15 protein-coding genes are annotated in these 14,116 nt (G+C 69.8%); 10 read left to right on the top strand and 5 right to left on the bottom strand.

Annotation, left to right across the window (positions count from 1 at the left end):
* Positions 1-9 precede the first annotated feature (9 nt).
* A complete protein-coding gene (gene mnmA, locus ABIC53_RS05480; RefSeq protein ID WP_323987634.1) occupies positions 10-1,107 on the top strand; it encodes a tRNA 2-thiouridine(34) synthase MnmA in 1,098 nt (365 codons plus the stop codon).
* Here mnmA and ABIC53_RS05475 read toward each other — a convergent pair.
* A complete protein-coding gene (locus tag ABIC53_RS05475; protein WP_354450692.1) occupies positions 1,064-2,080 on the bottom strand; it encodes an epimerase in 1,017 nt (338 codons plus the stop codon). The two genes, mnmA and ABIC53_RS05475, sit on opposite strands and share 44 nt — an antisense overlap.
* Positions 2,081-2,181: 101 nt before the next feature.
* Between ABIC53_RS05475 and ABIC53_RS05470 the strand changes: the two genes are divergently transcribed.
* The 3 genes from ABIC53_RS05470 (at position 2,182) to ABIC53_RS05460 (ending at position 5,659) form a co-directional block, all read left to right on the top strand.
* The gene (locus ABIC53_RS05470; RefSeq protein ID WP_274177825.1) at positions 2,182-2,778 is read left to right on the top strand and encodes a DUF4166 domain-containing protein; all 597 of its coding nucleotides are present in this window, start codon (positions 2,182-2,184) and stop codon (positions 2,776-2,778) included.
* A 9-nt stretch (positions 2,779-2,787) separates the two neighbouring features.
* A complete protein-coding gene (gene ligA, locus ABIC53_RS05465) occupies positions 2,788-5,100 on the top strand; it encodes an NAD-dependent DNA ligase LigA (protein WP_354450690.1) in 2,313 nt (770 codons plus the stop codon).
* Positions 5,101-5,167: 67 nt separating this feature from the next.
* Entirely contained in the window at positions 5,168-5,659 is a 492-nt protein-coding gene (locus ABIC53_RS05460) for a DUF4262 domain-containing protein (RefSeq protein WP_269266391.1), read from the top strand.
* A gap of 14 nt (positions 5,660-5,673) precedes the next feature.
* Here ABIC53_RS05460 and ABIC53_RS05455 read toward each other — a convergent pair whose 3' ends face one another.
* Entirely contained in the window at positions 5,674-7,371 is a 1,698-nt protein-coding gene (locus tag ABIC53_RS05455) for a long-chain-fatty-acid--CoA ligase (protein ID WP_354450688.1), read from the bottom strand.
* 52 nt (positions 7,372-7,423) lie between these two features.
* Here ABIC53_RS05455 and gatC point away from each other — a divergent pair, with 52 nt between their 5' ends.
* The 6 genes from gatC (at position 7,424) to ABIC53_RS05425 (ending at position 12,994) form a co-directional block, all read left to right on the top strand.
* Positions 7,424-7,723 carry an Asp-tRNA(Asn)/Glu-tRNA(Gln) amidotransferase subunit GatC gene (gatC, locus tag ABIC53_RS05450; RefSeq protein WP_112614600.1) on the top strand — a complete coding sequence of 100 codons (300 nt, stop codon included), beginning with the start codon at positions 7,424-7,426 and terminating at the stop codon, positions 7,721-7,723.
* Positions 7,720-9,231: an Asp-tRNA(Asn)/Glu-tRNA(Gln) amidotransferase subunit GatA gene (gene gatA, locus ABIC53_RS05445; protein WP_354450686.1), complete on the top strand. Its 1,512-nt coding sequence runs from the start codon at positions 7,720-7,722 to the stop codon at positions 9,229-9,231. The genes gatC and gatA overlap by 4 nt, the downstream gene beginning before the upstream one ends.
* Positions 9,231-10,748 (top strand): Asp-tRNA(Asn)/Glu-tRNA(Gln) amidotransferase subunit GatB, encoded by a 1,518-nt coding sequence (gene gatB / locus ABIC53_RS05440; protein WP_269266387.1) that lies wholly within the window; start codon positions 9,231-9,233, stop codon positions 10,746-10,748. Before gatA ends, gatB begins: the two co-directional genes overlap by 1 nt.
* 72 nt (positions 10,749-10,820) lie before the next feature.
* Positions 10,821-12,080, top strand: a complete 1,260-nt coding sequence (gene dinB, locus ABIC53_RS05435; RefSeq protein ID WP_114589364.1) for a DNA polymerase IV — start codon at positions 10,821-10,823, stop codon at positions 12,078-12,080.
* 40 nt (positions 12,081-12,120) lie between these two features.
* Positions 12,121-12,441 carry a hypothetical protein gene (locus ABIC53_RS05430; RefSeq protein WP_112614608.1) on the top strand — a complete coding sequence of 107 codons (321 nt, stop codon included), beginning with the start codon at positions 12,121-12,123 and terminating at the stop codon, positions 12,439-12,441.
* Positions 12,416-12,994 carry a nucleoside/nucleotide kinase family protein gene (locus ABIC53_RS05425; RefSeq protein WP_354450683.1) on the top strand — a complete coding sequence of 193 codons (579 nt, stop codon included), beginning with the start codon at positions 12,416-12,418 and terminating at the stop codon, positions 12,992-12,994. The genes ABIC53_RS05430 and ABIC53_RS05425 overlap by 26 nt, the downstream gene beginning before the upstream one ends.
* Here ABIC53_RS05425 and ABIC53_RS05420 read toward each other — a convergent pair whose 3' ends face one another.
* From ABIC53_RS05420 to ABIC53_RS05410, 3 genes are read right to left on the bottom strand one after another with little or no spacing between them, the layout of a single operon-like run.
* The gene (locus ABIC53_RS05420) at positions 12,995-13,465 is read right to left on the bottom strand and encodes a DUF2017 family protein (RefSeq protein ID WP_269266384.1); all 471 of its coding nucleotides are present in this window, start codon (positions 13,463-13,465) and stop codon (positions 12,995-12,997) included.
* A complete protein-coding gene (clpS, locus tag ABIC53_RS05415; protein WP_112614614.1) occupies positions 13,462-13,761 on the bottom strand; it encodes an ATP-dependent Clp protease adapter ClpS in 300 nt (99 codons plus the stop codon). Before clpS ends, ABIC53_RS05420 begins: the two co-directional genes overlap by 4 nt.
* Positions 13,752-14,102, bottom strand: coding sequence for a metallopeptidase family protein (locus tag ABIC53_RS05410; protein WP_354450681.1), 351 nt, complete (start codon positions 14,100-14,102; stop codon positions 13,752-13,754). Before ABIC53_RS05410 ends, clpS begins: the two co-directional genes overlap by 10 nt.
* Positions 14,103-14,116 lie beyond the last annotated feature (14 nt).

Raw genomic sequence — 14,116 nt, 5'->3', positions numbered from 1 at the left:
ACTGGGGCGATGCGAGTACTGGCTGCGATGAGCGGCGGCGTCGACTCGGCGGTCGCCGCGGCCCGAGCCGTCGACGCCGGGCACGACGTCGTCGGCGTACACCTCGCGCTCTCCCGCGCGGGCGGCACGCTGCGGGCCGGCAGCCGCGGCTGCTGCACGATCGAGGATGCGATGGACGCGCGCCGCGCCGCCGACCTCCTCGGCATCCCCTTCTACGTCTGGGACTTCTCCGAGCGCTTCCGCGATGACGTCATCGACGACTTCGTCGCGGAGTACCGCGCCGGCCGGACACCGAACCCGTGCATGCGGTGCAACGAGAAGATCAAGTTCGCGGCGCTCCTCGAGCGCGCCATCGAACTCGGATTCGATGCTGTGTGCACCGGTCACTACGCCCTCCTGGTCGACGGCCCCGAGGGACGCGAGCTGCACCGCGCGTCGGATGCCGCGAAGGACCAGTCGTACGTCCTCGGCGTGCTCACGGCGGAGCAGCTCGCCCACACCTACTTCCCGCTCGGGTCGACGCCCTCGAAGGGCGAGGTGCGCGCGGAGGCGGCCGAGCGTGGTCTGACGGTCGCGCAGAAGCCCGACAGTCACGACATCTGCTTCATCCCCGACGGCGACACCCGAGGGTGGCTCGCCGAGAAGGTCGGCGCCGAGGCGGGCGAGATCGTCGACCGCACGGGAGCGGTGGTCGGACGTCACGAGGGGGCGCACGCGTTCACCGTGGGTCAGCGCCGAGGCCTCCAGCTGGGCGTTCCAGCGCCGGACGGCAAGCCTCGCTTCGTGCTCGAGGTGCGCCCGGTGGACAACCGTGTCGTGGTGGGTCCGAAGGAGGCGCTGGCGACCGCTGAGATCGCGGGGGGCCGCTTCACGTGGGCCGGGCGGGCGCCGTCCGAGCGCGTCTTCGCCTGCGAAGCGCAGATCCGGGCGCACGCCGATCCTGTCCCGGCCCGAGCCGAGATCACCGAGAACGAGATCGTCGTGACCCCTGACACTGCCTTCGACGGCGTGGCTCCGGGTCAGACGGCCGTGATCTACGACGGCTCGCGCGTTCTCGGACAGTTCACGATCGACCGGACCGTCTCGGCCGTCCCGGTCGACGCCTGATCGAGCCGGCGGCGGCGCGCAGCGCGTCGGCCAGCTCCGTGTAGCGGAACCGGTACCCCGCTTCGAGGAGGCGCTCGGGGACGACCCAACGGCTCTTCAGCACGAGTTCCGGTTCGGTGCGCAGGAGCCACATCGCGGGTTCGAGCATCCACCGCCAGGAGGGAACGCCGAACGGCATCCCGACGGTGGAGCGCAGCTCTCGCATGAGGGTGCGGTTATCCGATGCGTGCGGACTCACGACGTTGACGATTCCCGCCATGTCCTCGTGCGCATCGACCCAGCGCAGCGTGCCCACGACGTCGTCGATGTGCACCCAGCTGAACCGCTGCCGCCCGCGCGTGCGATACCAGGGTGCGGTGCTCCCGGTCGGGTGATCGCCGATGCCGCGATAGCGGCGGTGCGGCATGATCGGACCATCGATCTGCGGGCCGCCGAGGCCGACGCGGGCCAGCGTCAGCAGCATGGCGGTGGCGGGCCCCGGGCCCAGGACGATGGCCATCCGCAGGGCGACGCGGCGCGTCCGCGGAAGCTCGCCGTTGAAGAACGCCGCCTCCCATGCGCGTGCCACGTCGACGGAGAAGCCGCTCCCGAGCTCGCCGTCTGATTCGGAGTTCGGCCGGTCGGTCGCGTGACGGTAGATCGTGGCGGTCGACGCGTTGACCCAGAGTCGCGGCGGTTGTGCGGCCCGGCGGACGGCAGCGGAGAGGTCGCGCGTCGTCGCCACCCGCGAGCGCAGGATCTCGTCGCGGTTGCGATCGGTGTAGCGGCAGTCCACCGATTTGCCTGCCAGGTTGACGAGGAGATCCGCGCCGTCGATGAGGCGGGCCACGGCGGCCGCATCGTCCCACGTCCTGCCGGACGCGCGCCCGATCGTGTCGACGGTATAACCGTCGGTCGTGAGCGCGTCGACGATTGCGGTGCCGATGAATCCGGAGGCGCCGGCCACGACGGCGCGGGGGCGGGTGTTGCTCATACGGTCATCGTAGTAGTTTCTGAACATGTTCAGTACCGGAGGAAACGGTCCGCACGATCGGTCGATATACGAACGCGCGCTCGGGGGGGGACCTCTCGCGCATGCCGCCCGTGCTCCGCGTCTACTTCGGCTCGATACCCGCGGGGTGCGTCGGGGTCGGAGAGGGCATCTACGACGAGGCGGGCTACTGCGGCCCCCGCTGGCTGCGGCCCATCGTCCGCTTGTTCGCTGGGCGCGGGGTGATGTTCCCCGAACGGGGTACCGACGTACCGTTCGTGGTCGTGAACACGCCCCGGCGGGACGATTCTCTCCACGCGGAGCGCGACTTCCTCTTCGCCGGTGCCCCGCGGCGCATGGTCGACGCGATGAGCTGCGCTCGAACCGGCGAGATCGTCGACCGTCTCGGTCGTCGGGGCGGGCTGGAAGTGCGCCTTCGCGCCGAAGCCGACCTCCGCGGGATGCGGATGCGGTCCGTGGGACTCGCCGTCCGATTGGGTGCGGCGCGGCTGCCGCTTCCTCCGGTGGCGGGAGTGGCCGTGACCGAGACTGCGGACCACGCGGATGCCGTGGCGCAGCGCGTCGAGGTGAGCGTGCGGGCGTGGCTGATCGGGGAGCTCTTCCGCTATCACGGTTCGTTCACGTACCGCATCCAGCCGGCCGACGGGAACCCCGTCCGCGGCGTCGTACCCCCTGCCTAGACTGACGAGGTGGCAGACGGAGAACTCCCCGAGATCACCCTCGACGAGGCGCGCGCAGAATCCCGTGACCTGATCGACCGGATCACCGCGGCGCGCGACGCGTACTACGGTCGCGATGCCGAGGTCGTCGACGATGCGACGTACGACGGGTGGATGCGTCGCCTCGACGAGCTCGAGCGAGTGCATCCCGAGCTGCAGTCGCAGGACTCGCCCACGCAGACGGTCGGCGCCGCCGAGTCGACGCTGTTCGCGCCGGTCACGCACGCCGAACGGATGCTGAGCCTCGACAACGTCTTCTCGCCCGAAGAGCTGACCGATTGGTGCGTCAAGGCAGCGGCGTCCGCCGGCCGTCCTGTCCGTTGGCTCTCCGAACTCAAGATCGACGGACTCGCGATCAGCCTGCGCTACGAGAACGGCGTCCTGACATCTGCCGCGACACGCGGCGACGGCCGCGTCGGTGAGGACGTCACCGTGAACGCCCTGCGCGTCAGCGGCATCCCCGAGCGCCTCGCGGGAGACGGGCACCCGGCGGTCGTCGAGGTGCGCGGCGAGATCTTCATCCCCGTCGCTGAGTTCGCTCAGCTCAACGCGCTCCAGGCCGAGATGCGCGATCGTGTGGTCGAAGATGCGCGGTCCCGTTCCCGCGCGTTCGACGAGGAACGCGCGCGCATCAGCGCCGAGCGCCGATTCCCGGCCTTCGCGAACCCTCGCAACGCCGCGAGCGGGGGGCTGCGCCAGCAGCTCGACAAGAAGTCGGGTCTCGAGCTCGAAGCCTCCGAGGCCCGCGTCCGCTCACTCCGGCTCTACGTGCACGGGATCGGAGCCTGGCAGAATCCGCCGGTGTCGTCGCAGAGCGAGATCTATGCGCTCTTGGCTGAATGGGGTCTGCCCATCAGCCCGCACTCGCAGACCCACGAGAGCATCGACGGCGTGCTCGGCTACGTCGCGCACTTCGGCGAGAACCGTCACAGCGTCGAGCACGAGCTCGACGGTGTGGTCGTGAAGATCGACGAGCTGGCGCTGCACGACGAGCTGGGCGCGACCAGTCGCGCACCTCGCTGGGCGATCGCCTACAAGTACCCGCCGGAACAGGTCAATACCAAGCTGCTCGACATCGTCGTGTCGGTCGGTCGCACCGGCCGGGCCACGCCCTTCGCCGTGATGGCGCCCGCCCGCGTCGCGGGCAGCGTCGTGCGGCAGGCGACGCTGCACAACCAGGACGTCGTCCGCGCCAAGGGCGTCCTCATCGGCGACACCGTGGTGCTGCGGAAGGCGGGGGACGTCATCCCCGAAGTACTGGGACCCGTGGTCGAGTTGCGCGACGGCACGGAACGCGCGTTCGTCATGCCCACGAACTGCCCCGAGTGCGGGTCGCCGTTGCGCCCCGCCAAGGAGGGCGACATCGACCTCCGCTGCCCCAATGCGCGCTCCTGCCCGGCGCAGGTGCGTGGTCGCGTCGAGCACGTCGGGTCCCGCGGCGCCCTCGACATCGAGGCGCTCGGAGAGGTCACGGCAGCCGCCCTCACGCAGCCGCTGGGCGACGCCACCCCGCCGCTGGTGACCGAGGCCGCTCTCTTCGAGCTCACCCTCGATCAGCTCGTGCCGATCGAGGTCATCGTCCGCGACTCCGAGACGGGCGAGCCCCGTGTGGACGAGAAGACGGGCGAACCCGTGCGGCGTGCTCCCTTCCGGCGCAACCCCTCGGCTGCGGAGAAGAAGGATGGGCTGACCGGACCGCAACCGTCGGCGCAGGCACTGAAGCTGCTCGACGAGCTCGAGAAGGCGAAGACGAAGGAGCTGTGGCGGTTCCTCGTCGCGCTCAGCATCCGCCACGTCGGTCCGGTCGCGGCGCGTGCCCTCGCGCAGTGGTTCGGCTCGATCGCCGCGATCCGTGCGGCGACGCGGGACGAACTGGCGGCCGTCGAGGGCGTGGGCGGCATCATCGCGGATTCTCTGATCGACTGGTTCGAGGTCGACTGGCACAGCGAGATCGTCGAGCGATGGGAAGCCGCCGGGGCGCGGCTCGAGGTACCGGGTCACCCCGGACCGGGCGCAGCCGTGGTCGAGGGCGGAGTTCTCGAGGGCATCACCGTCGTGGCGACGGGATCGCTCGAGGGCTACACCCGCGAAGGCGCCCAGGAGGCGATCCTCGCCGCCGGTGGAAAGGCCGGCTCGTCCGTCTCGAAGAAGACCGACTTCGTCGCGGCGGGGCCGGGCGCAGGATCCAAGCTGGCCAAGGCAGAACAGCTCGGTGTGCGGATCATCGATGCCGCGCAGTTCCGCCTCCTCGTCGAGCAGGGGCCAGCGGCCCTCGATTCCTGAACAGGGGATGACGCGAGACCGGTGTCTGCGGCTCGACCTAGAGTGACGACGATCACAAGGAGGCCGCATGTCAGATCCGCTCACCCCGCAGGAGATCGCCTGGCTCGATCAGGAGCACCGCCGCGTCACCGAGACCATACGGCGTTACGGTGTGGCGGCCGAGTATGTCATCGGCGACCCGCCGCGCCGCCAGCCGAGCTTCGCATACTCGATCGGCTTGTTCGGCCTCGGTCATCCCGAGGTCCTCGTCTTCGGATTGAATGACGCGAACGCGGGTGCTCTCATCAACGACGTTGCGGCGCGTGTGCGGGCCGGGTCGGATCTCACGGTCGGCGAGGTGCTGTCATTCCCCGGCTGGGCGCATCGCGTGAGCGTGGCGGAGGTCCCGAACCCCGGCGAGGTGCTGTTCTCGGCCAACTCGTACTACGACCGGCCGCCGTTCGCCTCGGTCCCGGCCCTCCAGCTGATCTACGACGATATCGAGGGTCGCTTCCCCTGGGATGAGGGGTACAGCAGGCCGCGCTGGCTGCAGCCGGAGCCGGGCGCCTTCCGCGCGTGAGCGAAGGGCGGGGATCAGCCCGCGAGGAGCCGATCGCGGACTTGGCGACGCAAGACCTTGCCGATCATCGACTTCGGCAGCTCGTCGACGACGACCACCCGACGCGGCACCTTGTAGGGCGTCAGGATGCCGCGGCAGAAGTCCCGCACGTCGGCCTCGTCGATTGTCGCCCCGGGGGCGGCGACCACGGCGGCCACGACATCCTCGCCGGAATGCTCGCTGGGCAGCCCGACGACGGCGGCGTCGGCGATCTGCGGGTGCTGACGCAGCGCGATCTCGACCTCGGTCGGTGCGACGTTGAAGCCGCCGGTGATGATGAGTTCCTTGATCCGGTCGACGATCCGCACGAATCCCGCCTCGTCGATCGTCACGATGTCGCCCGTGCGGAACCAGCCGTCGACGAAGACCTTCTCGGTCTCCTCGGGCTTGCCGTAGTAGCCGGTGAACACCTGGGGGCCGCGGACCAGTAGCTCGCCCCGCCCGCCGGGCTCGACGTCCCGTGTCGGTTCGTCCGGGTCCACGACGCGGCACTCGGTGCCGGGAAGCGGTAGACCGACGGTGCCGGGGACACGGTTCCCTGCCACGGGATTGGCCATCAGGACGGGGGAGCATTCCGACAGCCCGTATCCCTCGACGAGGTATCCGCCCGTCGATGCCTCGAACGGCACGACGAGCTCGTGGGGGAGCGCCATCGCGCCGGAGATCGCGACCTGCGTGCCCGCGAGTGACACGCCCGCCGCATCGGCGGCCGCAAGCAACCGCTCGGCGATCGGCGGAACCAGGGGCAGGAGAGTGGCCGGATGCCGCTTGTGCACCGCGAGCACGAGGGCCGGATCGAACTTCGGGAAGAGGACGAGCCGCGCACCCATCGACATCGCGAAAGTGAGGCAGAGGGTCAGGCCGTACGCGTGGAACATCGGCAGCACCGCGTAGACGACGCAACCCGCGCCGCGCTCGATCGTCGGGGTCCACACCTGCGCCTGGGCCGCGTTCGCCAGGAGGTTTCGATGGGTGAGCGCCGCGCCCTTGGGGTTGCCCGTCGTGCCGCTGGTGTACTGGATGAGAGCGAGATCACCCGTGGTCGGACCCACGTGGCTCGCCGGCAGGGGATCGTGGCGTTCGGCATCCGACCAGAATCCGTGCACGCGATTGCGGGCCACGGGAGAGGTGAGTGCTTCACGCGACTCGCGCGCCTTGGCGATGGGCAGGCGGAGCGCCGCCCGCATGTGGAACGGCATGGCCGTGGTGATGTCGACGGCGATCACGGCGTTGAGGGCCAGATCGTCGGGGAAGTCGAGCAGCACCGAGACGAGCTTGCTCCAGACGATGGCGACCTTCGCGCCGTGATCTTCGAACTGCTTGCGCATCTCGCGCGGGGTATAGAGCGGGTTGTGCTCGATGACGACGGCCCCCAGGCGCAGAACGGCGTAGAAGGCCACGATGTGCTGCGGGCAGTTGGGCAGCACGATAGCCACCCGGTCGCCGCGGCGCACACCGGCATCCCGCAGGTACGCGGCGGCTCGTTCGATCCGGTCCTGCAGCTGCTGGTACGAGACGGTGCGGCCGAAGAACTCCAGGGCGGGGGCGTCGGGATGCTCCCGTGCGGACGTCGCCACGATGTCGACGAGCGAGCCCTCCATGGGCGGGAGGTCCTCCGGCACCCCGTCGGCGTAGCTGGCGATCCAGGGACGTGGCGGGTCGTAGGTCGTCACGCTGACACCCTACGGGTCTCGCGGGCGATCGGGCCCCAACTAGAATCGTCGGGTGTCTGAAATCACCCCCGATCTCGTGCGCCACCTCGGCGTGCTCGCCCGGATCCAGCTGAACGACGAGGAGGTCGAGCGTCTCACGGGACAGCTCGACGCGATCGTCGACAACATCGCGAAGGTGTCGGAGGTGGCGACGCCGGATGTTCCGGCGACGAGCCACCCGATCGCCCTCGAGAACGTCTTCCGCGAGGACGTCCCCGGCGACATGCTCACGCTCGACCAGGTTCTCCAGAACGCACCCGAACGAGCGGACGACCGTTTCCGCGTGACCGCGATCCTGGGGGAGGAGCAGTGAGCGACTTCATCCGGTCGAGCGCCGCCGAGCTCGCCGCCCGTCTGGCCGACCGCAGCATCAGCAGCGTCGAGGTGACTCAGGCTCACCTCGACCGCATCGCCGCCGTCGATGGTGACGTGCACGCGTTCCTGCACGTCTCCGAGCACGCCCTCGAGGTGGCGGGCGAGATCGACGCGCGCCGCGCCGCGGGTGAGGAGCTCGGCGAGCTGGCGGGTGTGCCCCTCGCGATCAAGGACGTGCTCGTCACCACGGACATGCCGTCGACGAGTGGGTCGAAGATCCTCGAGGGCTTCATGTCGCCCTACGACGCGACGGTCGTGGCGCGCGCTCGTGCTGCGGGACTCGTCCCGCTCGGCAAGACGAACATGGACGAGTTCGCGATGGGCTCCTCGACGGAGCACTCCGCGTACGGGCCGACCCGCAATCCGTGGGACCTCGACCGCATCCCCGGCGGCTCCGGGGGCGGTTCCGCCGCCGCCGTCGCCGCGTTCGAGGCGCCGCTCGCCCTCGGATCCGACACCGGCGGCTCGATCCGTCAGCCCGCGCACGTCACGGGCACGGTCGGAGTGAAGCCGACGTACGGTGGCGTCAGCCGCTACGGCTCCATCGCGCTCGCCTCGAGTCTCGACCAGGTCGGTCCCGTCTCGCGCACCGTTCTCGACTCGGCTCTGCTGCACGACGTCATCGGCGGCCACGACCCGCACGACTCGACGTCGCTGGCGGACCAGTGGCCGTCCTTCGCCGCGGCAGCGCGCGAGGGTGCCCGGGGCGATGTGCTGCGCGGACTCAAGGTCGGCGTCATCCGCGAGCTCGCCGATGTCGGCTTCCAGCCCGGCGTCAGCGCGTCGTTCCGCGCATCTTTGGCGGCGGTGGAGGCGCAGGGCGCGGAGATCGTCGAAATCAGTGCACCCCACTTCGAGTACGGGGTCGCCGCGTACTACCTGATCCTCCCGGCCGAGGCGTCGAGCAACCTCGCGAAGTTCGACTCGGTGCGGTTCGGACTTCGCGTCGACGTGCCCGGCGGCACCGTCGAGGACGTCATGTCGGCGACCCGCGAAGCCGGCTTCGGCGACGAGGTCAAGCGCCGCATCATCCTGGGCACCTACGCCCTGTCGGCCGGCTACTACGACGCCTACTACGGCAGCGCTCAGAAGGTGCGGACGCTCATCCAGCGCGATTTCGACGAAGCTTTCGCGCAGGTCGATGTCATCGCGACTCCGTCCGCACCCACGACCGCGTTCCGTCTCGGCGAGCAGATCGACGATCCGCTGCAGATGTACCTGAACGACGTGACGACCATCCCGGTCAATCTCGCCGGCGTTCCGGGGATCTCCATTCCGTCGGGGCTGTCGGATGACGATGGTCTGCCGGTCGGTATCCAGTTCATCGCTCCGGCGCGCCAGGACGCACAGCTGTATCGGGTGGGCGCCGCGCTCGAGTCTCTGCTCGTCGACAGCTGGGGCGGCCCGCTGCTCGACCGCGCACCGATCCTGGGAGGGGCACGCTGATGGCTGCCAAGGTCGCACTGATGGACTTCGACAAGGCGCTGGAGCTGTTCGAGCCCGTGCTCGGCTTCGAGGTGCACGTCGAGCTGAACACGCGCACGAAGATGTTCTCGCCGGCTGCGAACCCGGCTCACCCCGACAACCACGGCGCAGCTCCGAACACCCTCGTCGCGCCCGTCGACATGGGTCTGCCCGGGGCGCTCCCTGTCGTGAACGAGACGGCGATCCGGTCGTCGATCAGCCTGGGTCTCGCGCTCGGCTGCTCGATCGCACCCTCGAGCCGCTTCGCGCGGAAGAACTACTTCTACCCGGACCTCGGCAAGAACTACCAGATCTCGCAGTACGACGAGCCGATCGCGTTCGAGGGCGCGGTCGAGGTGGAGCTGTCCGACGGCACCACCGTCACCGTCGACATCGAGCGGGCCCACATGGAGGAGGATGCGGGCAAGCTCACGCACATGGGCGGCGCCGCGGGTCGTATCCAGGGCGCCGAGTTCTCGCTCGTCGACTACAACCGAGCCGGAGTGCCGCTCGTCGAGATCGTGACCAAGCCGATCTTCGGTGCCGAGCACCGCGCGCCGGAGATCGCGAAGGCCTATGTCCGCACGATCCGCGACATCGTCATCGGCCTGGGTATCTCGGAGGCGCGCCTCGAGCGGGGGAACCTGCGGTGCGACGCGAACGTGTCGCTGCGTCCCCGGGGCCAGGAGAAGCTCGGCACGCGTACCGAGACGAAGAACGTCAACTCGATGCGCTCCGTCGAGCGTGCGGTGCGCTACGAGATCCAGCGTCAGGCCGCCATCCTCGCCGAGGGCGGCACCATCACGCAGGAGACTCGGCACTGGCATGAGGACACCGGCACGACCTCGCCGGGGCGCCCGAAGTCGGATGCCGACGACTACCGGTACTTCCCGGAGCCCGATCTGCTGCCGGTCGCACCGTCGCCGCAGCTGATCGACGAGCTCCGCGCGGCCCTTCCCGAGCCGCCGGCTGCCCGACGCCGCCGGCTGCAGGGCGAATGGGGCTTCACCGACCTCGAGTTCCAGGACGTCGTCAACGGCGGCCTGCTCGCCGAGGTCGACGCGACGGTCGCGGCGGGGGCGTCGCCCGCTTCGGCCCGCAAGTGGTGGACCGGCGAGATCACGCGCGTCGCGAACGCGCGTGGGGCCGAGCCGCAGGCGCTCGTCTCGCCGGCTGACGTGGCGGCGCTGCAGAAGCTGGTGGATGCCGGAACCCTGACCGACAAGCTGGCGCGCCAGGTGCTCGAGGGCGTGATCGACGGCGAAGGCTCGCCCCAGGAGGTCGTGGATTCGCGCGGCTTGGCTGTGGTGTCGGACGACGGCGCTCTGATCGCCGCGATCGACGACGCCCTCGCCGCTCAGCCGGACGTCCTGGCGAAGATCAAGGACGGCAAGGTGCAGGCTGCGGGAGCGGTGATCGGCGCGGTCATGAAGGCTATGAAGGGTCAGGCCGACGCCGCGCGCGTGCGCGAGCTGATCCTCGAGCGCGCGGCCCAGTAGGCGCAGCTTCGTCGCACGGCCGCGTCGTCCGACGGCGCGGCCGTTGTCGGCGGTACCCGCGACAATAGAAGCATGGGACGCGGCGACGGCACGGGACGCATCGTGTCGCCGCCGGATGCGGACGACACCGGCACCCGCATCCTCCACGTCGACATGGACGCCTTCTACGCGGCCGTCGCGGTGCTGGACGACCCGTCCCTCGCGGGCAAGCCCATCATCGTCGGCGGCGTGGAGCGCCGCGGCGTCGTCTCGAGCGCCTCGTACGAAGCGCGGCGCTTCGGCGTCCGGTCGGCGATGCCGGTCGCGCGCGCCCTGCAGCTGTGCCCGCAGGCCATCGTGGTCCCGACGACGTTCGAGCGCTACACGGAGCTCTCTCGACGCGTGATGGAGATCTTCCGGTCGATCACGCCACTGGTCGAGCCGCTCTCGATCGACGAGGCGTTCCTCGACGTGAGCGGGGCCCGTCGGCTCTGGGGGAGCCCACGCGAGATCGCGCAGCTCATTCGACGGCGCGTGCTGAGCGAGACCGGCCTCACCTGCAGCGTGGGGGTCGCGGCGACGAAGCACGTCGCCAAGATGGCGTCGACGATCTCCAAGCCTGACGGGCTCCTCGTCGTCGCCGAGCACCAGACGCTCCGCTTCCTCGCAGGTCGCCCGGTCGGTGCCCTGTGGGGCGTGGGCCCCAAAGCCGCCGAGGCCCTCCTCGCGCGCGGCATCCGGACGGTGGCCGACGTGTGGGACACCCCGCGCTCCGTCCTCGACCGTGCGCTCGGTCCGGCGATGGGCGAGCGCGTGTGGCATCTCTCGCGCGGTCACGACGCTCGTCAGGTGCAGACCGAACGGGCCGAGAAGAGCATCTCGCACGAGGAGACGTTCTCCCACGACGTCACCGACCTCACGGTGCTCCGTTCCGAGCTCAGGCGTCTGGCCGACCGGGTGGGCGCGCGACTGCGCGCTGGCGGCTGGGAGGCTGGGACGGTGTCGATCAAGGTGCGACTGAGCGACTTCTCGACGTACTCCCGCTCGCAGACTCTGCCCCTGGCGACGAACGTCGGGCAGCGCATCGGGTCAGCGGCGATCGAGTTGCTTTCGTCGGTGGAGCTCTCGCAACCGGTGCGACTCATCGGCGTCCGAGCCGAGAAGCTGCGTCCGGACGGCACGGGAGGCCTCACGCTCTGGGACGACGATGAGGAATGGCGCCGCGTCGACGACGCCCTCGACGGGGCCCGCGCCCGCTTCGGCCGGGGTGCGGTCACGCGGGCGAGCGTGCTCGGACCTCGTCGCGACGTCGGCGCCATGCCGACCAACCCGCGCCCCGACCACGAACATTGACACCTGTACCGCGGCACCCGGGGGAGGGTACGGTGGGTCCATGCCCAACCTCGCACTCGAACTCGGCAAGCAGACCGCGAATCTCGGCGTCACCAGCGTCTACGGCGAACAGCAGGATGTCGACGGCATCACGCTCATTCCGGTCGCGCTGACGTGGAGCGGCTTCGGGGCCGGCGAGGACAATGAGGGAAACAGCGGCGGCGGGGGCGGCGGCTACGCCATCCCCGTCGGGGCGTACGTGCGCAAGGGCGATGATCTGCGTTTCGAGCCGAACCTCGTGTCGCTGGTCGCCGTCGGCATTCCCTTCGTCTGGGTCGTGGGCCGCGCTCTCAGCCGTGTCATCCGCGCCCTCAAGAAGTAGGGCCGTCGCGCGCCTGACCTCGGCGGCGCTCGTCCGCACCGTCCTCGACGAGGTCTCGCCGGGCGACGTCGTGATCATCGATGGGCGCAGCGGCGCGGGAAAGTCCACGCTGGCGCGCGAGCTCGAGCGACAGTGGGACGGCGCGCAGCCGCCGCAGTTGGTCGCGCTCGATGAGCTGTATCCCGGATGGGACGGCCTCGCTGCGGGTGCCGAGTACGCCGTCGCGCGCGTGCTCGCCCCGCGTCGCACAGGCGCGCCCGCGCGCTGGCAGCAGTGGGATTGGGCGGCGGACCGCTATGGCCAGGATCGCGCGCTGAAGGGCGACGAGTCGGTCATCCTGGAGGGCAGCGGTGCGCTGACTGCTGCGGCCGCAGCCTTCGCGACCGTACGGATCTGGTTGGACGCGCCGAGTGATGTGCGCAAGCGGCGTGCCCTGGACCGCGACGGTGAGACCTATCGGCCGCACTGGGAGCGCTGGGCGGCGCAGGAGCAGGACCACATCGCTCGGAACGATCCCCGCCGCCTCGCGACGCACGTCGTCGAACTGGTCTGATCATCCGTCGAGTGCTTGCAGCAGCATCTCCTGCCGGTACCCGAGCCACTCGTAGACGTCGAAGCGGGGATCCCCCACCGGCATGATGCTCTCGTCGGTGATGCCGATGCGCTCCGCAAGCACCAGACGGAGCCCAGCGAGCGTCCTCAGCCACGCCGTCTGCTCGTGCGGATCGAGCGTGAGTCCCTCGCCGGATGCCGTATGGGTGGAGCGATCGCGGGAGCCTCTCGCGAGGGTGGCCAGCACCAGGCGCGCATCCGCGGCGCGTGTCGCAGCGACATCGTCTCGTGTGAGGGCGCGGAACTCCGTCGCGGCAGCCGGGTCGTCCGGGTATGCGTCGGGGGAGAGCCGGCGGGCTGCCGGATCCCGAGGATCGTCGGGGGTTTCGACGAGCTCGAGGTACTGATCGACGAGTTCGCGGAGATAGTCCGCCTCGGCCGCGGGCAGCGCGAAAACGATGGTCGTGGTCATTCGTTCGCCCGTCTGACCGTCGCCCAGAGGCCGAATTCGTGCATCGCGCGCGTGTGCGCCTCCATCGCTTCGCGCGGACCCTCGGCGACGATCGCGTGCCCCTCGTGATGGACGGAGAGCATGAGCTGCGTCGCGCGGTCGCGCGAGTACCCGAAGTAGGTCCGGAAGACGTGGACCACATACGACATGAGGTTCACCGGGTCGTTCCACACGACGGTCTGCCATGGTTCGTCGGGCGCAGCACGGAGGTCGGTCTCGATGTCGAGGTCGGGGAGAGCGGTGCTCATCAGGCCCATCCGAGCTCGTGCAAGCGGTCGTCGTCGATGCCGTAGAAGTGGGCGATCTCGTGGACCAGCGTGGTGTGGACCTCGTCGCGAAGGCCGGCGACGTCGGCGCACGCGTGAAGATGCGGTTCGCGGTAGACGATGATGCGGTCGGGGAGCTCACCCTGCCCGTAGCGCTCGCGCTCTGTGAGGGCGTAGCCGTCGTAGAGGCCGAGCAGGTCGAGGCTGCCGTCTTCCGGGCGGTCTTCGACGACCAAGATGACGTTGTCGAGTCCGTCGACCATGTCGTCGGGGAGGCGATCCAGCTCGTCGGTGACGAGGAGCTCGAACTCCTCGACATCCATCTCGATCATCTGCACTCCCGGAC

Source organism: Microbacterium sp. 1262 (genome assembly GCF_040544895.1).
Lineage (GTDB): Bacteria > Actinomycetota > Actinomycetes > Actinomycetales > Microbacteriaceae > Microbacterium > Microbacterium plantarum.
This window is presented reverse-complemented; position numbering and strand designations above follow the sequence as displayed.